18 protein-coding genes are annotated in these 23,208 nt (G+C 58.7%); all 18 read right to left on the bottom strand.

The features are described from left to right. Window positions 1-7: 7 nt before the first annotated feature. The 18 genes from wecB to mtnA all read right to left on the bottom strand — a co-directional run bounded on the left by wecB (window position 8) and on the right by mtnA (window position 23,201). Entirely contained in the window at window positions 8-1,138 is a 1,131-nt protein-coding gene (gene wecB / locus ACSSU5_RS17325) for a non-hydrolyzing UDP-N-acetylglucosamine 2-epimerase (RefSeq protein ID WP_492559358.1), read from the bottom strand. A gap of 22 nt (window positions 1,139-1,160) precedes the next feature. Beyond that, entirely contained in the window at window positions 1,161-2,279 is a 1,119-nt protein-coding gene (gene wbjC, locus ACSSU5_RS17320; RefSeq protein WP_492559357.1) for a UDP-2-acetamido-2,6-beta-L-arabino-hexul-4-ose reductase, read from the bottom strand. Between the two features lie 4 nt (window positions 2,280-2,283). Then, on the bottom strand, window positions 2,284-3,318 hold the full coding sequence (locus ACSSU5_RS17315; RefSeq protein WP_492559356.1) for a polysaccharide biosynthesis protein: 1,035 nt from the start codon (window positions 3,316-3,318) through the stop codon (window positions 2,284-2,286). Beyond that, window positions 3,311-4,522: a glycosyltransferase gene (locus ACSSU5_RS17310; protein ID WP_492559355.1), complete on the bottom strand. Its 1,212-nt coding sequence runs from the start codon at window positions 4,520-4,522 to the stop codon at window positions 3,311-3,313. Before ACSSU5_RS17310 ends, ACSSU5_RS17315 begins: the two co-directional genes overlap by 8 nt. Window positions 4,523-4,577: 55 nt before the next feature. Next, window positions 4,578-5,603, bottom strand: coding sequence for an EpsG family protein (locus ACSSU5_RS17305; protein ID WP_492559354.1), 1,026 nt, complete (start codon window positions 5,601-5,603; stop codon window positions 4,578-4,580). A 3-nt stretch (window positions 5,604-5,606) separates the two neighbouring features. After that, on the bottom strand, window positions 5,607-6,608 hold the full coding sequence (locus tag ACSSU5_RS17300; protein ID WP_492559353.1) for a glycosyltransferase family 2 protein: 1,002 nt from the start codon (window positions 6,606-6,608) through the stop codon (window positions 5,607-5,609). Between the two features lie 51 nt (window positions 6,609-6,659). Next, window positions 6,660-7,910: an oligosaccharide flippase family protein gene (locus ACSSU5_RS17295; RefSeq protein ID WP_492559352.1), complete on the bottom strand. Its 1,251-nt coding sequence runs from the start codon at window positions 7,908-7,910 to the stop codon at window positions 6,660-6,662. A gap of 48 nt (window positions 7,911-7,958) precedes the next feature. Then, window positions 7,959-9,002, bottom strand: a complete 1,044-nt coding sequence (locus tag ACSSU5_RS17290; protein ID WP_492559351.1) for an LPS O-antigen chain length determinant protein WzzB — start codon at window positions 9,000-9,002, stop codon at window positions 7,959-7,961. Window positions 9,003-9,406: 404 nt separating this feature from the next. Beyond that, window positions 9,407-10,843 carry an MBL fold metallo-hydrolase RNA specificity domain-containing protein gene (locus tag ACSSU5_RS17285; protein WP_492559350.1) on the bottom strand — a complete coding sequence of 479 codons (1,437 nt, stop codon included), beginning with the start codon at window positions 10,841-10,843 and terminating at the stop codon, window positions 9,407-9,409. A 102-nt stretch (window positions 10,844-10,945) separates the two neighbouring features. After that, the gene (locus ACSSU5_RS17280) at window positions 10,946-11,209 is read right to left on the bottom strand and encodes a lipopolysaccharide assembly protein LapA domain-containing protein (RefSeq protein WP_492559349.1); all 264 of its coding nucleotides are present in this window, start codon (window positions 11,207-11,209) and stop codon (window positions 10,946-10,948) included. An 18-nt stretch (window positions 11,210-11,227) separates the two neighbouring features. Next, the gene (ihfB, locus tag ACSSU5_RS17275) at window positions 11,228-11,524 is read right to left on the bottom strand and encodes an integration host factor subunit beta (protein ID WP_003252675.1); all 297 of its coding nucleotides are present in this window, start codon (window positions 11,522-11,524) and stop codon (window positions 11,228-11,230) included. Between the two features lie 237 nt (window positions 11,525-11,761). Then, on the bottom strand, window positions 11,762-13,438 hold the full coding sequence (gene rpsA, locus ACSSU5_RS17270) for a 30S ribosomal protein S1 (RefSeq protein ID WP_003252673.1): 1,677 nt from the start codon (window positions 13,436-13,438) through the stop codon (window positions 11,762-11,764). A gap of 127 nt (window positions 13,439-13,565) precedes the next feature. After that, window positions 13,566-14,249: a (d)CMP kinase gene (gene cmk / locus ACSSU5_RS17265; protein ID WP_264309842.1), complete on the bottom strand. Its 684-nt coding sequence runs from the start codon at window positions 14,247-14,249 to the stop codon at window positions 13,566-13,568. Continuing rightward, complete coding sequence (locus tag ACSSU5_RS17260) at window positions 14,246-16,486, bottom strand: bifunctional prephenate dehydrogenase/3-phosphoshikimate 1-carboxyvinyltransferase (protein WP_492559348.1); 2,241 nt, start codon at window positions 16,484-16,486, stop codon at window positions 14,246-14,248. The genes cmk and ACSSU5_RS17260 overlap by 4 nt, the downstream gene beginning before the upstream one ends. Before the next feature lie 140 nt (window positions 16,487-16,626). Next, a complete protein-coding gene (gene pheA / locus ACSSU5_RS17255; RefSeq protein WP_264309844.1) occupies window positions 16,627-17,721 on the bottom strand; it encodes a prephenate dehydratase in 1,095 nt (364 codons plus the stop codon). Then, a complete protein-coding gene (gene serC / locus ACSSU5_RS17250) occupies window positions 17,721-18,806 on the bottom strand; it encodes a 3-phosphoserine/phosphohydroxythreonine transaminase (RefSeq protein WP_492559347.1) in 1,086 nt (361 codons plus the stop codon). Before serC ends, pheA begins: the two co-directional genes overlap by 1 nt. Window positions 18,807-19,010: 204 nt before the next feature. After that, window positions 19,011-21,776, bottom strand: coding sequence for a DNA gyrase subunit A (gene gyrA, locus ACSSU5_RS17245; protein ID WP_264309846.1), 2,766 nt, complete (start codon window positions 21,774-21,776; stop codon window positions 19,011-19,013). Between the two features lie 348 nt (window positions 21,777-22,124). Continuing rightward, window positions 22,125-23,201 carry an S-methyl-5-thioribose-1-phosphate isomerase gene (gene mtnA / locus ACSSU5_RS17240; protein ID WP_264309847.1) on the bottom strand — a complete coding sequence of 359 codons (1,077 nt, stop codon included), beginning with the start codon at window positions 23,199-23,201 and terminating at the stop codon, window positions 22,125-22,127. Window positions 23,202-23,208: the final 7 nt, after the last annotated feature.

The raw sequence follows: 23,208 nt of genomic DNA, 5'->3' as shown, positions 1-23,208 counted from the left end.
TTCCGATTCAGTAGCGCTTCCAGACCACGCGATTCACATAGTCGGTATAACTGTGGAGGATGCGCACAACCTTGTCGGAGACATTCGGCATGCTGTAGTCGGCGACCAGACGCAGACTGCGGGTATCACCACGCGCCTGCTGCTCAAGGATGCTCAAGCCTTGCAGCACACGCTCGACCTCAAGACCGACCATCATCGCTGCCGCTTCTTCCATCCCTTCCGGCCGCTCGTGGGCTTCGCGGATGTTCAACGCCGGGAAGTTCAGGATCGACGCTTCTTCATTGATGGTGCCGCTGTCGGAAAGCACGGCACGCGCTTCGGACTGCAGTTTGTTGTAGTCCTTGAACCCGAGGGGTTTGAGCAGGCGGACATTGGCGTGGAAGACAACGCCCATGGCATCGACACGCTTCTGGGTGCGCGGGTGCGTGGAGACAATCACCGGCAGGTCGAATTCGGCGGCCACGGTGTTGAGCACATCGACCAGCTTGAGGAAGTGCTTGTCGGAGTCGATGTTCTCTTCTCGGTGGGCGCTGACCACGAAGAACTTGCCAGGCTCCAGCGCGAGACGTTGCAACACGTCGGAGGCATCGATCCCGGCACGGTAGTGCTCGAGCACCTCGAACATCGGGCTGCCGGTCTTGATGATCTGGTCGGCCGGCAACCCTTCACGTAGCAGGTAGTCACGCGCAATGGTGCTGTAGGTCAGGTTGATGTCCGCCGTGTGGTCGACAATCCGGCGGTTGATTTCTTCAGGCACGCGCATGTCGAAGCAACGATTGCCCGCTTCCATGTGGAATGTCGGGATCTTGCGACGCTTGGCCGGCAGAACTGCCATGCAGCTGTTGGTATCACCCAACACCAGCAAAGCCTCTGGCTTGACCTCGGCGAGCACCTTGTCGACGGCGATGATCACGTTACCGATGGTTTCCGCACCACTTGCGCCGGCGGCATTCAGGAAATGATCCGGTTTGCGGATGCCCAGGTCCTGGAAGAAGATCTCGTTCAGCTCGTAGTCGTAGTTCTGCCCGGTGTGCACCAGGATGTGTTCGCAGTGCTCGTCCAGACGCGCCATCACCCGAGACAAGCGGATGATCTCCGGGCGCGTTCCGACAACAGTGACAACTTTCAGTTTTTTCATCGAATTATCCTCTCGACTCAGATCAGGCTTCGGTGCCGACTGGCCGAGCGTAGGTATCGGGGTTTTCACGGTCGAAGATTTCATTGGCCCAGAGCATGACGATCATTTCGTCGTCACCCACGTTGGTAATGTCGTGGGTCCAACCTGGGACAGTCTCGACAATCTCCGGTTCTTCACCGGAGGTGAACAATTCATGGAAGGCGCCAGAAACGACATGGCGGAAACGGAAGCAGGCCTTGCCCTTGATCACCAGGAACTTTTCGGTCTTGGTGTGGTGGTAATGGCCGCCACGGGTAATCCCGGGGTGCGCGGTGAAGTAGGAGAACTGACCGCTGTCCTTGGTCTTGAGCATCTCCACGAAGACACCACGCGGGTCACCATGCTTGGGCACCGTGTAAGTGAACTTCTCGGGCGGCACATAACTGAGGTAGGTCGAGTACAGGGCACGTACCAGCCCGGTGCCAACCGCTTCGGTGATCATGCTCTCGCGGCTGTCACGGAAGGTGCGCAGCAGATCCGCCAGCTCACCGACGCTGATGCTGTACTGCGGCTCGACCTGTGCGAACGGCGTTCCGGACTTCACGCCATCCATCACCTGCACGAACGCTTGCACCACATCGTCGATGTAGACCAGGTTGATGCGCGCCTGTGGGTCGTTGATGGTAATTTCCAGGCCATGGACAATGTTGTGGCAGAACGTGGCTACCGCCGAGTTGTAGTTCGGCCGCGCCCATTTGCCAAAGACGTTGGGCAGACGGAAAAGATGAACGGCAGAGCCGTGCTGGGCCTGCAGATCAGCCAGGGCCTGTTCGGCGGAGCGCTTGCTGGTGCCATAGGCATTGTCCAGTTCGGCCTGGCTCGACGAGGTATACAGCACCGGAATCGTGCGCCCGCTCGCCTGGATGGCCCGGCACAGTTCGACGGTCAGGTCGGCGTTGCCGACCTTAAACTCTTCGGGATCCTGCGGACGGTTGATACCCGCCAGGTGGAATACGAAATCGACGTCGCGGACCTTGCCTGTGAGCGACTCCAGCGCATGCTCCCGCGTGAACGGCACCACCTCGATGTCCTGGCGCTCGCCCAGGTGCACCAGTAGGTTGCGTCCGACGAAGCCGTTGGCCCCAGTGACAAGAACTTTCATCAACTCACTCCTCCGGATCAGCATGCTCGCCGCGCTGGATGGCGCGGATGAAATCGAGCTTCAGCAGCAGTTGTTGCATGCCGGCAACATCCAGGCGCTGGGTGTTATGCGAGTTGTAGTCTTCGGTGATGGAAATGCGCGCTTCGCCTTCTTCGACGAACTTGGCGTAGTTCAGGTCGCGCAGGTCAGGCGGTACGCGGTAGTAGTCGCCCATGTCCTCGGCACAGACCATCTCCTCGCGGCTCAGGAGCGCCTCGTAGAGTTTCTCACCATGGCGGGTGCCGATGACCTGAATCGGGTGCTCCGGCTTGCCGACCAGTTCGGTCAAGGCCTTGGCCAGGACTTCGATGGTCGCCGCAGGTGCCTTCTGCACGAACAGGTCGCCGTTGTTGCCATGCTCGAAGGCATACAGCACCAGGTCGACGGCATCAGACAAGGTCATCATGAAGCGGGTCATGTTGGGGTCGGTCAGCGTCAGTGCCTGACCGGCCCGGATCTGCTCGATGAACAGCGGGATGACCGACCCACGGGAGGCCATGACGTTACCGTAGCGGGTGCCACAGACAACGGTCTTCTTCTCATCGACATTGCGCGACTTGGCGACCATGACCTTTTCCATCATCGCCTTGGAAATACCCATGGCGTTGATGGGATAGACCGCCTTGTCGGTGCTCAGGCAAACGACACGGCGGACTTCGTTCTGAATTGCGGCTTCCAGTACGTTTTCGGTGCCGATTACGTTGGTTTTCACCGCTTCCATGGGGTGAAACTCGCAGGAAGGCACCTGTTTCAGCGCGGCCGCATGGAAAATGTAGTCCACACCACGTGTCGCATTCAGAACACTCTGGTAGTCGCGCACGTCGCCAATGTAAAACTTCAATTTGGGGCTGGCGTAGCGTTTACGCATGTCATCCTGTTTCTTCTCATCACGACTGAAGATTCGAATTTCGGAGATATCTGTATCCAAGAAACGTTTCAGGACAGCATTGCCAAACGATCCGGTTCCGCCGGTAATCAGCAGTTTCTTGCCTTTAAACATGGGTTTTCCCTTTTATGGCATCCAGCACTTTCGCGACTTGAGTGCTAGGCATCTTATGATTTGCAATAAATTGTTTAGCCGACCGCCCCTTCTCGACGAGGTCATCGGTATCGAACGAGGCCACCTTGGCCAGCATCGCTTTGAGTCCATCTGCACCGGGGGGAACCAGATAGCAAAAACGATAATATTCAGTGGGTATACCGTCAAGCGCGTACATCATGACGGGTACGCCCGACGACATGTACTCGATAGTTTTCGACGGAAAAGAATATTTGGTAAACGCCGACTCGTTATCCCGCGGATTGATCAGCAGCGCCGCTTCTCGTTGCAACTGCAGCACGGCGTTCCTGTCCAGTTGGCCGAGGTATTTCACCGGTGCTGCGGATGCCGCTACGCTTTCCACGTAGGCCTGATCGTCGCCAGCACCACAAATGTACAGCTCGTAGTTTTCTATCCTCGCGGAGACAAACGCATCCAGCAGCTTGCGGATCCCATAGCGTCGATCCAGGGTGCCGCTGTAGAGGAAATAGCGCTTGCGAACCGCTGACGTCGGCAGGGAAACGTACTGACTGTCGGCGATCCCCTCTACCACCACTTTCTTGAGTCTAGGGGAAAACACGTCAAGCATCGCATCGGTGATCGCGACCACGCTGTCGGCACCGTTGACAATCCGATACGACAGTCGCGCAAACAGGTGAAACACCTGCTTGGCCAAGCCGGTACGTACCGCCATGTATTCGGGAAGGTCCGGAACGATCACACAGAAATCCACGTCCCTGCGTACCAGCTTCACCAGCCGACAGGCAAGCAGGAATGGCAAGTGCATCGAATAGCACACCATCAGTACCCGCTCACCCCGCACAGGCGCAAGACTGGCCCGTATACCGCGGTAGGCGACCAGCACCTTGTGCAGGTTCTTGATCAGCGTCAGGTTGAAGAATGCCAGGTTCCTGACAGACGCGCCGTTGAGCGTTTCCCGATCCTTCGCTGGTGAATGAAACAATTTGTCGTAACGGCGAGGATAAGCGCCGATGAACGGCAGATTGACGACCGTCACCTCGCTGACTTCAGGGCACTCGGAAAAGCCTTGGATATAGTTTTTCTGCAAGGTATCAGCCGCGAACTGAATGCCACCGCGCGAATACCTGACGATCGACGCGCGATCAGCATCGGTAAAAACGCCGCCAAGGAACACCACCTTCATGAAAGAACCTCAGCCACCATGACATCGAATTCCGAATGCATAAAATGTGTTTGCATCAACCCAGCCCCAGCAGTGCATTATTTTTAAACAACGGAATCACTGAATACTCCGCAACTGGAAGCAGAAAAAACAGAATCAGGTACGCCATCAGGAATACCAGATAGGACAGAACGAACAAGTGCGTCTTACGCCACACGAACAACGCATTGACACAGTGCAGCAAATTGAAGAACAGGACAAAGCGCAGCAGCCGGATAAAGATTTCCGACTCAAAGTACAGCGGAATGAAAAACAGCGACAACACGTTCAGGTTGTAAATGAACTGGAGTTCCCTGTCACGGGCATCTGTCGCTGCGACCCGCAGAATACCCTTGCGCTCGGTGACCACCACCAAAGTCAGAAACATGACCGACAGCAGATGGACCACTGAGTTGAAAATCGAGCTTTTCCACGACGTCGAGTAATAATTGAAGTGAGCGGCAATCGAATCGGGCAACGGCACCAGATAGCGCACCAACACATAGGCGCTGATGCAGGTAATAAAGAATGCAAGGAACCGACCCAACGGCAGTGCCCGCCCCAGCGGCATCACGATGAACACCATGTAGATCAGAGATGACTGGTGAATGGTGGTCGCCAGCAGGATCAGCAGTGCGTAGCCAAGGCGCCCCCTCCACCCTCCCTCGGACAGGTAGAGCATGGCCTGCAGACAGATCGCGAAAGCCAGGAAATTTCGCATCAGGACGAAGTCCAGTGCAAAAAAGCACACGAAATAGGCCAGCAGCGAGGCCAGCGGCGCGATGGTTTTCTTGAGTACGTAGCGATAAAGGAAAGCCAGCGTAATCAGGGACAAGGCAATCTGAAAGTAGGCGAACGGTATTCCAGACTGGTTGGCCAGTATGTTGATGTAACCATATCCGACCTCCTTGCCCCAACTGGCCAAGGTGACACGCGTATTGTAGTAAAGCTCGTAGCCCGCGCGATCACCATTCCAGGTATTCCAGCCATACAGCGCCCACATCAGTAAAAAGACCGGGAAGGTCAGGAGTACCGACAGATACCTGCTATGCACCCGGGCCATACCTCAGGCAATCATCTTCTTGAGGTGGCCGACAATGCTTTCGGTCTTGCCAATACCGAGCAGTTGGCGAATAGCCCGCGAAAGCCTGGATTTCACAGAGAAAAACTTCGGGTGCAGAATGATCTTGGCCACCGCAACCTCGAAGGCGTTATCAATCAACAGCGCCTTGGGGTGCTTCAGGGGGAACTGCATCGGCTGGGTTGGCAGACCACAGAAACGTTCGGTCATGACATCCTGCATGGACGTCCCACCATGCGTGGAGTCATTGTCCACACCAATGTTGGTGATCTGATTGAACGCCGGAACGATACCATATAGATTGTTGGCACGGATCGAAAAACTCATCTGGTAATCCCAGGAGTAGAACCGCCCTGTCGCAGCCTTGGCATCCAGCTCATATTCCACATTGTACTTATCCTGAAAGTACAGCTTTTCATAGGCATACTCTTGGCGAATACGCTCGCGTATATAAGGATCTTGCCAAAGCTGCAGCTCACCATCATAGAACGGGATAAACTTTTTCGACCACGACGCCCAGCCACAGGGCATCATGTTTTTGGTGAATACGTAACTGGAACCGTCTGCCGGTGCATAATGCTTCAGGTAATTGGTACCGCAAATCCACAGTACACGGGTATCATCTTTATACTTTTCCAACAGCTCCTGACAGAACGGGAAGAAGGTGATTTCGGGGAAATTGTCATCTTCCAGGAAGATGGCAAATTCTTCACGCTGCAGCACCCATTTAGCGCCACCCGCAATATTTTCATAGACCCCGACGTTGTGCTCTTCGTACTTCCTGACGACCTCGCAATCCCAGGTGATCGCCTGCTCAATCGCTTCACGGCACGCCGCCACCTGGCGACACTCCTCTTCGCTTCGGCCTCCATCGGAAAGCAAATACAAGCGTGAAGGGGCGACCCTGGCAAGTTGCTTCATGATTTCCAGAGGCTTGTCGATACGCTTGAACAAGAACAAGGCTACCGGAACTTCGAATCTATCCATACAATCGCCTACCTTACACTTCATTACCGGGGCGTCAAAAACCCTGACAACTTACTGATATCCGGGAACTTTTCTGACAAGACTGTAACTGTATACGATCTCGAGCATAGCCGAACTGACCAAGCCAAGCACAACGGAACTGATATCCCAGTTCAACGCAAGGTAAAGCGCACAGAAACAATAGAAGGAAATGATTGATACAATCTGATTTTTCAGCACTAGATTGTAGCACTGATTCGGAACGTAGATAAAATAAATGTGACTACCCACGATCAGATAAGTCAAAATACTGAGACTCAGCAAGACCGAAAGGTAATACGCTTGTTCCATACCTGGTGGAGCAATCCACGCCACCACCCAGTAGCCACCCACTACAACCGACAGAATACAAAGCACACCCACGACCAGTTCAATCTTGATAATCTTGGCGACCAGGTCGCGCCGCGCGCGCCGCACTAACGCCGGGAACAACGCTGCATTGATATTCGACGCCAACAAACTGGGCACCGAGAATATCTTGTTAGCCAGATCATAAATCGCAACTTCGCGCATCCCGAACAAACTGCCAATAATGACTTCGATGCTTTTTTGCTTCAGCGTGTTCGCTGCAGAGGACCAGAAGAAAGGTTGCACTTCAAGCAACAGTGACTTGACCTCCCGGAACGCCGGCAACGCGGCACGCTCACACCCTCGCATGGCAACAGCAAAAGCCGCCATACTCGCCAATACGTTCACCCCCACGACGATTATCGTGTAGACCCCCACATCATCTTGATGGGTGACCAAGAGGAAAATGAACGGCAGCGACAGCAGCTTCAACACCAACTGGATGGTCGTCAGCACTTTCATCTTCTGCATGCCGTGGAAATACCACAGCGGCAGGAACACACTGGACAACACGTTGGCGTACGCCAACACGAAGACCAGCCAGTGCGCCCTCATGAACTCGAAGACCGCCATCAGGATGGCGAAAATCAACGTCGCAGCCAGCAACAGCCAGCTCTTCGCCAGCAACACCCTTGCCATCAAGGCGCCGTGCGCGGCCCTGTCATCCTGGTCCAACGACACCAATTTTGCGGCATGAATATCGAATCCGAAATTGATAACCACCATGAAGTACATAGCAATTCCGGAGGCAAAGACGAACAAGCCGTACGTGTCGACCCCCAATTGATGAATGACATAAGGGTAGATAAGTAAATAGAAAAACGAGTTCATTACCTGCAACACCGTCATGTGCAGGTAGTTACTAATGACTTTCAGGTTGTCGTTATATAATTTTTTAACCTGAACCAGATTCAAAATTCACCTCATGGAGCCCTTGATCAACACTGGATCGACAGACCCACCTCAAGTAAACCGTGCTTTCTTGCCACGCACAAAGAAACGAACCAACGCCACGAATACACCTATTGCGCCGCCGACCACCAGCCCGCCCGCCAGGATCAATACCTTTCTCGGCTTGATCGGCTGATCGGGAACCGCCATCACTCCATCCTGGCGATAAACACGCACATTGGATTCATCTATCTTCAGGTCACTATAAAATGCCATACGCTCTTCAAGGTCACGCAGATTGCGGATAAACGGATCATCTGACTGACGCTTGGCCAAGTTTTCGATTTCTGCCTGAATAGCATCACTACCGCGCATGTAGGTCAGGTCTTCATCCATCCGCGCAGAAAGCTCGGATACACTACCGGTGATGATCGGTGGCTTCTTCAAACCGATCGCCAATGCCACAGTCAGCGCCTCCTTCAACTTTGCAGTCCGATCTTCCCGTTCTTTGCGAGCCGCATCACGCTTACCCGAAATTTCCTGATTCAACATGCTCGCGCGCATCCGCGCATCCGACACCACGTTCTTCACCAGTTCATCCCTGGCGATCAAGCCTGCTGCATTGGCAACTGCGTTACTCCATTTTACCGCCGTTTGCGGATCGCGATCGGTGACACTGACCGCATAACGTGCCGCTGCATCATCTCCCGACTTGGTTACGACCACTGCGCGAGAAAATATCTTGTACAGCACATTGTCAGCTAGCTGTTTCTGGCCGTCAGAAAGCGCCGGAAGATAGACTTCTTCAAATACTTTCCTGCGCACGCCCTCCGACTGAAGGTGACGCGCGTATATATCGTAGACCTCTCTTACCGAAATCGCAGGAAGTCCCGTACTTTCACCGCGCCCGTAGTTCAAAGCGGCAATGTCATTATGAGAAGGGGCAACAATTGCAAGATCTGCCTGATACACAGGTTCACGCGTAAAAGCATACAGCGACGCCGCCAGCAGGAAAGCCAAGGTCACGCCAACTATCATGAACTTCTGACTCCACAAGCTGTAGAACAGCTCACGCAGATCAACTTCCTCACCACTGCGGTATTGCTCGCTAACCATTTGTTTTCCGATCCTTCTTCAACCAGCACTGCTACTTTCAACTCCGCTTTCCGGACGCTGGTTGAGCGACGAGAACCCGGGAGAGATAATTGATGCAGAGGACACCGAACGGCATCCGCAAGGCGGGAGTGTGCAACCCGGAAAAGCCCCGAGCGCGAGCATCTTCATGCCCGAAAGCTGCTCACCGCTAAGAATATCTCATACGATAGTAATAGCAAGAGTGATGGCAACATACCCCCATTTTGCTCACGAATGAAAATCAATAGCAGCTAAAAAGCCCCTAGACCTGTCAAACAGCGGCAACCTGAAGGCCGTTTCTCCAGGCAACGCACCCAGAGGCTAGGTAGAAACCGAGTGATTGCAAAAGTTCCACAATGAGGCAGCCGTTAGTCTTGTCGACTGATTCAGGGAACCTGGACCTGAAGGGGAATACCCCGTGCACTAGCGCTATGCTCGAGGGCCAACGCCAGTGCCCGCTTTGCCTTTGGCTCCCCGTGAACCAACAAGACCCGACCTGCAGCCGCCCGACCCTCCAGGGCGAATCGCACAAGCTCCGCCTGGTCGGCATGAGCAGAGAACCCAGCAACCGTCATGACCTTCAGACGGACCTCATACAGCTGACCGCCCAGGTCGATCTGCACGAAGCCCGGCACCCCCTCACTAGCCTGAATTGCCGCCCCTGCCGTGCCTTTGGCCTGGTAACCCACGAAAATGACCTCATGCCGCGAATCGCCGAGCATGGCCTTGAGATAATTAACGATCCGCCCGCCCGAGCACATGCCATTGCCAGCGATGACGATCGCCGGGCGTGCGGTACTCTTCAGGTAATTGACCACTTGTTGATGCCGGCCGTGGCTATCCACACAAACGAGCTGACTGAAGTCGAGCGGATCGCGCCCTTTCGCCAGTCTTGCCCTGACCTCGGCATTCCAGTAATCGTGAAGGTCACGGTAGACACTAGTGACACGCTGTGCCAAGGGTGAGTCGAGGATGATCGGCAGTTGCAACCAATCGAACGGCTCAGCCCCTCGAACCCCAGCCGAGGCCCCCAGCAGCGCCTTCTGATGAAGGATATCTTCAAGCTCATAGAGCAACTCCTGGGTGCGACCGAGACTGAAAGCCGGAATCAGAACCGTGCCGTTGTCGGCCATGGCGTGATCGATCGCCGCCGCCAACTTTTGCCGGCGCTCGCTACGCTCGGTGTGCAGCCGATCACCATAGGTGCTTTCGAGCACCAGCACGTCGGCACGCTCCGGCGGCTGCACGGCGCGCAACAGAGGATTACCGCCACTGCCCAGATCCCCCGAGAACACCCAACGGCTATCGCGCTCACCTTCACCCACGCGCACATCACACTCGACATAAGCGGAGCCCAGCAAATGGCCTGCGCGCTGCAAACGAATACGGCACTCGAGGCCAGGACGTAGGACGACATCGTGCCAATGCCCGAACGGCACCGGCACGATCAGCTCAGCGAGAATGTCGAGATAACGCGCCACATGTGTCGGCTCGCGGCTGACGCTCAACTTGTAGGCATCCTCCAACACCAGCGGAAGAAGCTTGGCAGAGGGCTCACTACAAAGGATCGGGCCTCTGTAACCGGCTGCCAGCAACGCAGGGATGCGGCCAACATGGTCGAGATGCACATGGGTGAGAATGAGCACTTGAACGCCGCTCACCCCAAAAGCCAGGGGGGCGGCGCCTGCACCCGGCGATGCATCAGCACCCTGCTCCAGGCCACAATCGATCAGCAGGCTGGTAGCGTGGTCAAGGTGAAGCTGATGACAAGACCCGGTTACACCTTGGGTACCGCCGTGGTGAGAGAGGAACGGGAATTCCATACTGCTACACACTCGCCTGGCCGACAACGAAGTGCACTATTACCTCATGGCAGCCACGCCGGGCATAGGTGATACCTTCCCAAGCAGTGGTAGGAAATATCCTCAATTACCGCTTAATGCAGCCTGACGGGCCGAAGCGCGAATCTTGCGCTTGCTTCGCTGTAAGCCGTAGGCGCCCAATAACGGGCCGACAGCCAAGCCGATGACCAGCGCCGCCAGCACCAGCACCGCAACCGGCATTGCCGGTGCCGCCCAGCCAAACAGGACCAGCGAGACCGTTTGCTGATTCTCCAGCACGAAGAACAACACCACAGCCGCCAACAGCAGCACGAACAACGCCGCCAGGGCGCGCTTGAGGTTACGCATCAGACTGCTCCTTTATGATCAGGCCTCGGCCTCATCTTCTTCATTGACCCGGTCGCGCAGCTCCTTACCCGGTTTGAAGTGCGGCACGAATTTGCCTTCGAGGCTGACCGACTGGCCAGTTTTCGGATTACGGCCGACGCGGGGCGCACGATAGTGCAGCGAGAAGCTGCCAAAACCGCGAATCTCGATGCGATCGCCCGTAGCCAGGCATTGTGACATCTGCTCAAGCATGGTCTTGATGGCCAACTCTACATCTTTCGAGGAGAGCAGCCCCTGATGGGTGACAATACGTTCGATCAGCTCCGACTTCGTCATATTTTTCCCTTCGTTATCAAGCAGCTAGATCATTGCTTAACCAGTTTGTAGCACGCCCTGCGCGATTTGAACAGGCCGGTTCTTGACTTAATAAAAAAATTCAAGATTGAAGTTATACTAAATGGGTCTAGGGCATGAGTGATCAGTAGCCGCCCCCACCGCCGCTGGGCCCTGCAAATTACAGACACAAAAAAAGGGCGACCCGAGGGTCGCCCTTTTTTACCGATCAAACAGAACTCAGTTCTGCTTGGCCATTGCTTCGCGCAGCAGCGCAGCCATGGTGGTGTCGGCAGCCGCTTCCGGAGCGTTTTTCAGGCTCTGGATGGCTTCGCGCTCTTCAGCGTCGTCTTTCGATTTGATCGACAGGCTGATAACGCGGGACTTGCGGTCAACGCTGATGATCTTGGCTTCGATCTCTTCGCCTTCCTTCAGAACGTTACGCGCGTCTTCAACGCGGTCACGGCTGATTTCGGAAGCTTTCAGAGTAGCTTCGATGTCGTCGGCCAGGGTGACGATGGCGCCTTTGGCGTCAACTTCTTTCACGATGCCCTTGACGATAGCGCCCTTGTCATTGACAGCAACGAAGTTGGAGAACGGATCGTCTTCCAGCTGCTTGATGCCCAGGGAGATGCGCTCGCGCTCTGGGTCGACCGACAGGATGACGGTTTCCAGCTCGTCGCCCTTCTTGAAACGACGTACGGCTTCTTCGCCGGTTTCGTTCCAGGAGATGTCGGACAGGTGAACCAGGCCGTCGATGCCGCCGTCCAGACCAATGAAGATACCGAAGTCGGTGATCGACTTGATGGTACCGGTGATCTTGTCACCCTTGTTGAACTGGCCGGAGAAGTCTTCCCATGGGTTGGACTTGCACTGCTTGATGCCCAGGGAGATACGACGACGCTCTTCGTCGATGTCCAGAACCATGACTTCCACTTCGTCGCCAACCTGAACGACTTTCGACGGGTGGATGTTCTTGTTGGTCCAGTCCATTTCGGAAACGTGTACCAGACCTTCAACGCCTTCTTCCAGCTCAGCGAAGCAGCCGTAGTCGGTCAGGTTGGTAACGCGAGCTTGTACGCGAGTACCTTCTGGGTAGCGGGCAGTGATAGCAACCCACGGATCTTCGCCCATCTGCTTCAGACCCAGCGAAACGCGGTTGCGCTCACGGTCGAACTTCAGAACGCGAACGTCGACTTCGTCGCCAACGTTAACGATTTCGGAAGGATGCTTGATGCGCTTCCAGGCCATGTCGGTGATGTGCAGCAGGCCGTCGATACCGCCCAGGTCCACGAAGGCGCCGTAGTCGGTGAGGTTCTTGACGATACCTTTGACTTGTTGGCCTTCCTGCAGGGTCTCCAGCAGGGCTTCGCGCTCGGCGCTGTTCTCGGCTTCCAGCACGCTGCGACGGGAAACGACAACGTTGTTGCGCTTCTGGTCCAGCTTGATGACCTTGAATTCCAGCTCTTTGCCTTCCAGGTGGGTGGTGTCGCGCACAGGGCGGACATCAACCAGGGAGCCCGGCAGGAACGCACGGATGCCGTTAACGTCGACAGTGAAGCCGCCTTTAACCTTACCGTTGATAACGCCCTTGACCACTTCTTCGGCGGCGAAAGCTGCTTCCAGAACAATCCAGCACTCGGCGCGCTTGGCTTTTTCACGGGACAGTTTGGTTTCGCCAAAGCCGTCTTCGACCGCGTCCAGCGCAACGTGAACTTCGTCACCGACCTTGATGGTCAGCTCGCCAGCTTCGTTGTAGAACTGCTCGAGCGGGATGACGCCCTCGGACTTCAGGCCAGCGTGTACGGTAACCCAGTCGCCGTCGATGTCGACAACGATACCGGTGATGATCGCACCCGGCTGAAGATTGAGGGTTTTCAGGCTTTCTTCAAAGAGTTCTGCAAAGCTTTCGCTCATTTTAATTCCTGTAGATTTGGGCGAAACAGACGCCCCTCGCCACATTCCAGACAATGTGGGTTTCGTTATGTAAAGGAAAGCCGGCAGGACGTTGACTGGTGCACCTGCCTGCTCTCCTGGCTATCAGTTAAAGGTCGCGAAGCGCGATCTCACTCCTGATACGTTCCAACACCTGCTCGATGGACAACTCGGTAGAGTCCAACTGAATGGCATCAGCCGCTGGTTTCAGCGGGGCCACTGCACGCTGGGTGTCACGCTCATCGCGTGCACGAATCTCATCCAGCAGACTCGACAGACTAACATCTTCCCCCTTGCCCTTCAACTGCAGGTAACGGCGACGTGCCCGCTCCTCCGCACTGGCGGTGAGAAACACCTTCAAAGGCGCGTCCGGGAACACCACGGTACCCATGTCGCGACCATCGGCGATTAGGCCCGGCGCTTCGCGGAATGCGCGCTGGCGCATCAGCAAGGCATCGCGCACGGCAGGCAGCGAAGCCACCATCGAGGCGCCCGCACCGACGGTTTCGGTACGGATGACGTTACTGACGTCCTCGCCTTCGAGGATGATTTGTTGCAGCTTACCGGGCTCGGCCGCGATGAACTGCACATCCAGATGGGCGGCAAGCTGCTTGAGCAGCTCTTCGTTGGTCAGGTCGACGCCGTGATTGCTGGCATTGAAGGCCAGCAAACGATAAAGCGCGCCGGAATCCAGCAACCGCCAGCCCAGCTCGCGGGCCAGCAGGCCGGCAACCGTGCCTTTACCCGAGCCGCTTGGCCCGTCGATGGTGATGACTGGCGCCTGGGCACTCACGACTTGCCCTCTTCAGCCACACGAATGCCGACCTCGGCGCACAGCGCCAGGAAGTTGGGGAACGAGGTGGCGACGTTGGCGCAGTCATGGATGCGGATCGGCGCACTGGCGCGCAGCGAGGCAACGCTGAACGCCATGGCGATACGGTGATCACCGTGGCCATGCACCTCACCGCCGCCGATCTGGCCACCGTCGATGATGATGCCATCCGGGGTCGGTTCGCACTTCACGCCCAGGCTGATCAGGCCATCGGCCATCACCTGGATGCGGTCGGATTCCTTGACCCGCAACTCCTCAGCCCCGCGCAGCACGGTGCGCCCTTCGGCGCAGGCAGCAGCAACGAACAGCACCGGGAATTCGTCGATAGCCAGCGGCACCAGGTGCTCAGGGATGTCGATACCCTTGAGCTGGGCGCCGCGCACACGCAGGTCGGCCACAGGTTCGCCGCCGACTTCACGCTGGTTCTCCAGGGTGATGTCGCCGCCCATCAGGCGCAGGATGTCAATCACGCCGGTACGGGTCGGGTTGATGCCGACATGCTCAAGCACCAGCTCCGAGCCTTGGGCGATCGAGGCCGCCACCAGGAAGAATGCCGCCGACGAGATGTCGGCCGGCACTTCGATGCGGGTTGCAGTGAGCTTGCCGCCGGACTGCAGCGAAGCCACCGGGCCGTTGGACTCGACCGAATAACCAAAGCCGCGCAGCATGCGCTCGGTGTGATCACGGGTCGGCGCAGGCTCGGTGACCGTGGTCTTGCCTTCGGCATACAGGCCAGCCAGCAGCAGGCAGGATTTGACCTGGGCACTGGCCATCGGCAGCGTGTAGGTGAGCGCCTTGAGCGGATGGCCACCGCGAATGGTCAGCGGCGGACGGCCTTCAGGGCCGGTCTCGACCACTGCACCCATTTCGCGCAGCGGGTTGGCCACACGGTTCATCGGGCGCTTGGACAGCGAGGCGTCACCGGTCATGGTCACGTCGAACGACTGACCGGCCAGCAGGCCGGAGAGCAGGCGCATCGAGGTGCCGGAGTTGCCCACGTAGATTGGCCCAGGTGGCGGCTTGAGGCCGTGCAGGCCAACGCCGTGGATGGTCACGCGACCGTGGTTCGGGCCTTCGATGACCACCCCCATGTCACGGAAAGCCTGCAAGGTCGCCAGCGCATCCTCACCTTCAAGGAAGCCTTCGACCTCGGTCGTGCCTTCGGCCAGCGAGCCGAGCATGATCGAGCGGTGGGAAATCGACTTGTCGCCCGGTACACGGATTCGCCCGGACAGGCGGCCACCCGGTTGGGCCAGGAAAATCAGATCGTTGGCGTTCATAGCGTCCACATAGGCCCGGCGGGCCAGGATTTTACTGAAATGCTCGCGGGCAACACGCGCGCGGGTGAACACACCCAGCAGCTGGTGCCCGTCCCCTGCATCGATCGCGTCGCGCAAGGCGTCGAGATCGCTGCGATATGTATCTAACGTGCGCAGGACAGCTTCGCGGTTGGCGAGGAAGATGTCGTGCCACATGGTCGGGTCGCTGCCGGCGATTCTCGTGAAATCGCGGAAGCCTCCCGCAGCGTACCGGAAGATCTCGAGGTTTTCATTGCGCTTGGCCAGCGAATCGACCAGGCCGAAGGCCAGCAGGTGTGGCAGATGGCTGGTGGCGGCCAGCACTTCGTCGTGCCGCTCGACCGGCATGTGCTCGACATCGGCATCCAATGCACGCCACAGGCGGTCGACCTTGGCCAAGGCGTCCGGGTCGGTTTCCGGCAGCGGCGTGAGAATGACCTTGTGGCGGCGGAACAGGGTGGCATTGGAGGCCTCTACCCCGCTTTGCTCGGAACCGGCGATCGGGTGACCGGGAACGAAGCGCGACAGGCGCGCACCAAAGACCTCGCGCGCGGCACGCACCACATTGCCCTTGGCGCTGCCGACGTCAGTGATGACAGCATCACCGAGGTCGAGCTGGGCCAGGCGTGCAAGGAGTTTTTCCATGGCCAGGATGGGTACGGCCAGCTGGATAACGTCGGCACCGACACAGGCGGCGGCAAGATCTTCTTCGCAGCGATCGACCACACCCAGGGCCACGGCCTGCTTGCGCGAAGGGGCATCCAGATCGACACCGACCACTTCGCGGCACAGGCCGCTTTCGCGCAGGCCCTTGGCAAAGGAGCCGCCGATCAGGCCCAGGCCTACGACGACGAGGCGACCGATGAGCGGTGCGGGTTTGGTTATTACTGCATCTACCACTTGTGCGAACCCTGTTCAGAAATCAAGACAGTCTTTGAGACCGCAAGGGCTGCTGCGTACCCCTTCGCGGGGCAAGCCCGCTCCCACAGGTACAACAATGCCCCCGCGAAGGGGTACGCAGCAGCCCCAGCGGCCTTCAGTCAAAGCACCGCCTTCGGATAAGACCCCAACACCTTCAGCCCCACAGCCTCCTGGCTGATCGCCTCCAGCACCGCCTTGATCAGCGGGTCACGGTGGTGACCAACGAAGTCAATGAAGAACACGTAGGTCCACTTGCCGCTGCGCGACGGACGGGTCTCGATGCGGGTGAGGTCGATACCGTTCTCGTGGAACGGCACCAACAGCTCGTGCAAGGCACCCGGCTTGTTGCTCATCGAGACGATGATCGAAGTCTTGTCGTCGCCGGTCGGTGGCACTTCCTGGCTGCCGATCATCAAGAAGCGCGTCGAGTTGTCCGGGCGGTCTTCGATCTTCTCGGCCAGACGGGTCAGGCCGTACAGGTTTGCCGCCATGTCGCCGGCGATCGCTGCCGAATTCCATTCACCCTTGACCCGTTTGGCCGCCTCGGCGTTGCTCGAAACCGCGACACGCTCGACGTTCGGGTAATGCGCATCCAGCCACTTGCGGCACTGGGCCAGGGACTGGGCGTGGGAGTAGATGCGGGTGATGCTGTCGGTCTTGGTGTTCTCGCCCACCAGCAAATGGTGGTGGATGCGCAGCTCGACCTCACCGCAAATCACCATATCGTGTTCGAGGAAGCTATCCAGGGTGTGGCTGACCGCACCCTCGGTGGAGTTTTCCACCGGCACCACGCCGAAGTTGACGGCACCGGCCGCCACTTCGCGGAACACTTCGTCGATGGCCGCCATCGGGCGGCTGATCACGGCATGGCCGAAGTGCTTCATCGCTGCTGCCTGGGTGAAGGTACCTTCAGGCCCCAGGTAGGCGATTTTCAGCGGCTCTTCCAGGGCCAGGCAGGACGACATGATCTCGCGGAACAGCCGCGCCATCTCTTCGTTGCCCAGCGGCCCCTTGTTGCGCTCCATCACCCGCTTGAGCACGGCTGCTTCACGCTCAGGGCGATAGAACACCGGCTTTTCACCCTCGGCGAGCGAGGCGGTCTTGACCCTGGCCACTTCCTGGGCGCAACGGGCACGCTCGCTGATCAGCTCGAGGATCTTCTCGTCGAGGCTGTCGATGCGTACGCGCAGCGCCTTGAGCTCGTGTTCGGACATCAGCCGTGCTCCTTCTCGAATTCGGCCATGTAGCCAACCAGCGCCTCAACCGCTTCCAGGCCCAGGGCGTTGTAGATCGAGGCACGCATGCCGCCGACCGAACGATGGCCCTTGAGGTTGAGCAAGCCACGGGCGTCGGCACCGGCCAGGAAGGCCTTGTCCAGGCGCTCGTCGGCCAGGCGGAACGGCACGTTCATCCACGACCGGGCGTTGAGGCTGATCGGGTTGGTGTAGAAGTCGCTGGCATCGATGAAGCTGTACAGGCGGTCTTTCTTGGCGCGGTTGCGCTGCTCCATGGCCTCGACGCCACCCTGCTCCTTGAGCCACTCGAAGACCAGGCCCGAGAGGTACCAGGAATAGGTAGCCGGGGTGTTGTACATCGAGCCGTTGTCAGCCGAGACCTTGTAGTCGAGCATGGTCGGGCAGCTGCTGCGGGCATGGCCCAGCAGGTCTTCGCGAACGATCACCACCACCAAGCCGCTTGGGCCGATGTTCTTCTGCGCGCCGGCGTAGATCAGGCCGAACTGCGACACGTCGATCGGGCGGGAGAGGATATCGGACGACATGTCGACCACCAGCGGAACATCACCGGTCTCTGGCACCCAGTCGAACTGCAGGCCACCAATGGTCTCGTTAGACGCATAGTGAACGTAGGCTGCGTTCTTGGTCAGGTTCCAGTCATTCTGCCCCGGGATGGCCAGGTAGTCGTAGGGCTTGGCGCTGGCGGCAACATTGATATTGCCGAAACGACGCCCTTCCTCGATGGCCTTCTTCGACCAGATACCGGTCTCGATATAGTCGGCGGTACCGTTTTCCGGCAGCAGGTTCAGCGGAATTTCAGCGAACTGCTGGCTGGCGCCGCCCTGCAGGAACAGGACCTTGTAGTTGGAGGGGACGGACAGCAGGTCACGCAGGTCCTGCTCGGCCTTCTCGGCGATGGCAACGTAATCGTCGCTGCGATGGCTCATTTCCATCACCGACAAACCCTTGCCACGCCAGTCCAGCATTTCGGCCTGGGCGCGCTGCAGGACAGCGTCAGGAAGCGCGGCAGGGCCTGCGCAGAAGTTAAAGGCTCGTTTGCTCACATCCACTCTCGCTCTAATAGATCTAAACAGCTAGTTCTGCGGGAACCCTGTGGGAGCGGGCTTGCCCCGCGAACACCGGCGAAGCCGGTGCCAAACACCGCGCCGCCTGGTCACGGGCAAGCCCGCTCCCACAGGGCCAGGCATTGCCCGGCCTAATCAGTCAAACGGGGCGACCTTGGTCGCCCCGTTCGGGTTTACGCTTGCTTACTCCTGCGGGGCCTCTTCGGCACCCGCAGCGTCTTCATTGTCTGGCGCTTCAGCCTCGACGCCCTCCTCGTCCGTCTCGATCACCTCATCGAGTTCGTCCTCGGATGGCTCCTGGATACGCTCCAGGCCTACCAGCGTTTCGTCAGCCGCCAGCTTGATCAGCGTAACACCCTGGGTGTTACGGCTCAGGCTGGAAACTTCGCCAACCCGTGTCCGCACCAAGGTGCCCTGGTCCGAGATGAGCATGATCTCTTCGCCTTCCTGGACCTGGATGGCACCGATCAACAGACCGTTGCGACCCTTGGTACCCATGGCGATCACGCCCTGGCCACCACGGCCGCGACGCGGGAACTTGGACAGCGGCGTACGCTTGCCGAAGCCACGCTCGGAGGCGGTGAGGATCTGCGCGCCGGATTCCGGGATCAGCATCGAAATGATCTGCTGCCCCTTGCCCAGCTTCATGCCGCGCACACCACGGGCGGTACGGCCCATTTCGCGCACCACGCTCTCGGCGAAGCGGATCACCTTGCCGGCGTCGGAGAACATCATGACTTCTTTGGCACCATCGGTGATGGCCGCAGCAATCAGGGTGTCTCCTTCTTTCAGCTTCAGGGCGATCAGGCCGTTGGAGCGCGGACGGGCGAACTGCACCAGCGGGGTTTTCTTGACGGTACCGGACGCAGTCGCCATGAAGATGTACGCGCCAGTCGGCTCAGCCACCCACTCTGGGGTGTCGCCGTCTTCTTCGTCGACTTCTTCGACCTCTACCACTTCACCTTCGATCACACCCTCGTCGCCGTCTTCCAGCTCTTCATCCGGATCGGCGCTTTGCTGCAAGGCTTCGAGGTCGATCTGCAGCATGGCGGTGATGCGCTCACCTTCCTCCAGCGGCAGCAGGTTGACCAACGGGCGGCCACGGGCGGCACGGGAGGCCTCGGGGATCTCGTAGGTCTTCTTCCAGTACACCTTGCCCTTGCTGGAGAACAGCAACAGGGTGGCGTGGCTGTTGGCGACCAACAGGTGCTCGATGTAGTCTTCGTCCTTCACGCCAGTCGCCGACTTGCCCTTGCCGCCACGGCGCTGGGCCTGGTAGGCGGACAGCGGCTGGGTCTTGGCGTAGCCACCGTGGGAGATGGTCACCACGCGCTCTTCTTCCGGGATCATGTCGCCGTAGTTGAGGTCATGGCTGGCGTTGAGGATTTCGGTACGGCGAACATCGCCGTATTCGGCGCGGATCGCTTCAAGCTCTTCGCGGATCACTTCCATCAGGCGCTCGGCGCTGCTGAGGATGCGGATCAGTTCGCCGATCTGCTCGAGAATCTCCTGGTACTCGGCCAGCAGCTTCTCATGCTCCAGGCCAGTCAGGCGGTGCAGACGCAGGTCGAGGATCGCCTGGGCCTGTTCCGGCGACAGGTAATACTTGCCGTCGCGCAGGCCGTATTGCTCTGGCAGGTCTTCAGGGCGGCAGGAATCGGCGCCTGCGCGCTCGACCATGACCTGCACGGCGCTGGATTCCCAGGCAGTGGCAATCAACGCTTCCCTGGCTTCCGATGGCGTCGGCGAGGCCTTGATCAGGGCGATGACCGGGTCGATGTTGGACAGCGCAACCGCCTGACCTTCAAGGATGTGGCCACGTTCGCGGGCCTTGCGCAGCTCGAACACGGTACGGCGCGTGACCACTTCACGACGGTGACGGACGAACGCTTCGAGCAGGTCCTTGAGGTTGAGCAGACGCGGGCGACCATCGATCAGCGCCACGACGTTGATACCGAACACGCTCTGCAGCTGGGTTTGCTGGTAGAGGTTGTTGAGCACCACCTCCGGCACCTCGCCGCGACGCAGCTCGATGACGATGCGCATACCGTCCTTGTCGGACTCGTCGCGCAGCTCGGTGATGCCTTCGATCTTCTTCTCTTTGACCAGCTCGGCGATCTTCTCGATCAGACGCGCCTTGTTCAGCTGGTACGGCAGCTCGGTGACGACGATCTGCTGACGACCACCGACCTTGTCGATGTCTTCGATCTCGGAGCGGGCGCGCATGTAGATGCGGCCACGGCCGGTACGGTAGGCCTCGATGATGCCCTGACGGCCGTTGATGATACCGGCAGTCGGGAAGTCCGGCCCAGGGATGAACTGCATCAGTTCATCGATGGTGACTTCCGGGTTGTCGATCAGCGCCAGGCAGCCATCGATGACTTCACCGAGGTTGTGCGGCGGAATGTTGGTCGCCATGCCCACGGCGATACCGCTGGAGCCGTTGACCAGCAGGTTGGGGATCCGGGTCGGCATGACCGCCGGGATCTGCTCGGTGCCGTCATAGTTGGGCACCCAGTCGACGGTCTCTTTATGCAGGTCGGCCAGCAGCTCGTGGGCCAGCTTGGACATGCGCACTTCGGTGTATCGCATGGCCGCAGCGTTGTCGCCGTCGACCGAACCGAAGTTGCCCTGACCATCGACCAGCAGGTAGCGCAGCGAGAACGGCTGGGCCATACGCACGATGGTGTCGTAGACCGCAGTGTCGCCGTGCGGGTGGTACTTACCGATCACGTCACCGACCACACGGGCGGACTTCTTGTACGGTTTGTTCCAGTCGTTGCCCAGTTCGCTCATCGCATAGAGAACGCGACGATGCACGGGCTTCAAGCCGTCACGTGCATCGGGCAGCGCTCGCCCGACAATCACGCTCATCGCGTAGTCGAGGTAAGACTGTCTCAGTTCGTCTTCGATATTGACCGGGAGGATTTCTTTGGCCAGTTCGCCCATGAGAAGCCTGATTCCTTTTTCTGGTGAAACTTCGCAGCGCCATCAAGGGCCGAACGAAGCTCGCCGCCGCGACGCGCAGTGGTGCGACGACTTACGACAAATCAATGAGTTGTGCCATGGATCTGCGCAAATTTGGCCGCCGTGATGGGCGGTCTTGGAAACTGCCGGATGTTATCACAAAGGCGGTGCTGGTGGGGAGATGTGTAGGAGCGGCCTAGCCGGGCGCCGGACCGGTCGGAAAGGGGCGCCGCAGCGGCCCCAGGATTTGTGTTGCGACATAGATTGCTGGGGCCTTGCGCGCCCCTTTCCGACCGGTCCGGCGCCCCGGCAAGGCCGCTCCTACAGAAATCAATGCAAACGCTTGCGACACATCAGCTGGGCCAGCTTGGCGGCATCCGGGCGCTCGACCACGCCCCTTTCGGTCACGATCACGTCGATCAGGTCAGCCGGGGTCACGTCGAATACCGGGTTGAATACCTCGACATCCGGCGCCACACGGGTTCCGGCGTAATCCAGCAGCTCGTCAGCATCGCGCTCTTCGAGCGGAATGTCCTCGCCCGTGGCCAGGTTCAGGTCGATGCTGGTGCTCGGCGCCACCACCATAAAGCGCACACCGTGGTGCATGGCACTGACCGCCAGCTGGTAAGTGCCGATCTTGCTGGCCACATCGCCATTGGCGGCGATGCAGTCGGCACCGACCACCACCCAGGTAATGCCTTTGCTCTTCATCAAGTGGGCCAGGGCCGAATCGGCACACAGAGTCACCGGAATGCCTTCGTTGGCCAGCTCCCAGGCGGTCAGGCGCGCGCCTTGGAGCCAGGGCCGGGTTTCGCCGGCGTATACGCGCTCGACCATGCCCTCCAGGTACCCCGCGCGGATCACCCCCAGCGCGGTGCCAAAACCGCCGCTGGCCAGGGCACCGGCATTGCCGTAGGTAAGCAGGGTCTGGGCATTGCCCTGATGACGGCGAATCAGTTCGATGCCGTGCTGGGCCATGGTCAGGTTGGCTTCGCGATCGCTTTCATGGATCGCCACCGCCTCGGCCTCCAGCATCGCCAGCACGTCGTCTTCCGGGCGCAGACGCTGCAGGCGCTCGCGCATGCGGTTCAGTGCCCAGAACAGGTTGGCAGCGGTGGGGCGCGCCTCGGCCAGGCTGAGGAAGTCTTCTTCCAGGTCCAGCTCCCAGTCGCCACCCTCGGCCAGGCGCTCTTCCAGGGCCAGGACCAGGCCGTAGGCCGCGGCAATGCCGATGGCCGAAGCGCCACGTACGGCCATGTCACGGATCGCGGCCACTACCTGCGCGACATTGTCGCAGGCCAGCCAAACCTCCTGCGACGGCAGCAGACGCTGGTCGAGCAGATGCAGGACGCCGCCTTGCCAGCGGATCGCGGTCACCTTCTCCGCCGCCAAAAGTCGCTCGCGCATCGCCTCT

It is taken from the genome of Pseudomonas sp. E1MeOHC2 (assembly GCF_058745025.1).
The sequence above is the reverse complement of the archived record's forward strand: the minus strand, read 5'-3'. Positions and strand labels throughout refer to the sequence as shown.

What these genes read in the sequence shown, in the direction of transcription:
- ACSSU5_RS17315 (WP_492559356.1), bottom strand. Translation starts at nt 3,318, where the DNA reads ATGTTTAAAGGCAAGAAACTGCTGATTACCGGCGGAACCGGATCGTTT.
- ACSSU5_RS17280 (WP_492559349.1), bottom strand. Translation starts at nt 11,209, where the DNA reads ATGCGTAACCTCAAGCGCGCCCTGGCGGCGTTGTTCGTGCTGCTGTTG.
- rpsA (WP_003252673.1), bottom strand. Translation starts at nt 13,438, where the DNA reads ATGAGCGAAAGCTTTGCAGAACTCTTTGAAGAAAGCCTGAAAACCCTC.
- ACSSU5_RS17290 (WP_492559351.1), bottom strand. Translation starts at nt 9,002, where the DNA reads ATGGTTAGCGAGCAATACCGCAGTGGTGAGGAAGTTGATCTGCGTGAG.
- ACSSU5_RS17310 (WP_492559355.1), bottom strand. Translation starts at nt 4,522, where the DNA reads ATGAAGGTGGTGTTCCTTGGCGGCGTTTTTACCGATGCTGATCGCGCG.
- wbjC (WP_492559357.1), bottom strand. Translation starts at nt 2,279, where the DNA reads ATGAAAGTTCTTGTCACTGGGGCCAACGGCTTCGTCGGACGCAACCTA.
- ihfB (WP_003252675.1), bottom strand. Translation starts at nt 11,524, where the DNA reads ATGACGAAGTCGGAGCTGATCGAACGTATTGTCACCCATCAGGGGCTG.
- ACSSU5_RS17285 (WP_492559350.1), bottom strand. Translation starts at nt 10,843, where the DNA reads ATGGAATTCCCGTTCCTCTCTCACCACGGCGGTACCCAAGGTGTAACC.
- mtnA (WP_264309847.1), bottom strand. Translation starts at nt 23,201, where the DNA reads ATGCGCGAGCGACTTTTGGCGGCGGAGAAGGTGACCGCGATCCGCTGG.
- gyrA (WP_264309846.1), bottom strand. Translation starts at nt 21,776, where the DNA reads ATGGGCGAACTGGCCAAAGAAATCCTCCCGGTCAATATCGAAGACGAA.
- wecB (WP_492559358.1), bottom strand. Translation starts at nt 1,138, where the DNA reads ATGAAAAAACTGAAAGTTGTCACTGTTGTCGGAACGCGCCCGGAGATC.
- pheA (WP_264309844.1), bottom strand. Translation starts at nt 17,721, where the DNA reads ATGTCCGAACACGAGCTCAAGGCGCTGCGCGTACGCATCGACAGCCTC.
- ACSSU5_RS17305 (WP_492559354.1), bottom strand. Translation starts at nt 5,603, where the DNA reads ATGGCCCGGGTGCATAGCAGGTATCTGTCGGTACTCCTGACCTTCCCG.
- ACSSU5_RS17300 (WP_492559353.1), bottom strand. Translation starts at nt 6,608, where the DNA reads ATGGATAGATTCGAAGTTCCGGTAGCCTTGTTCTTGTTCAAGCGTATC.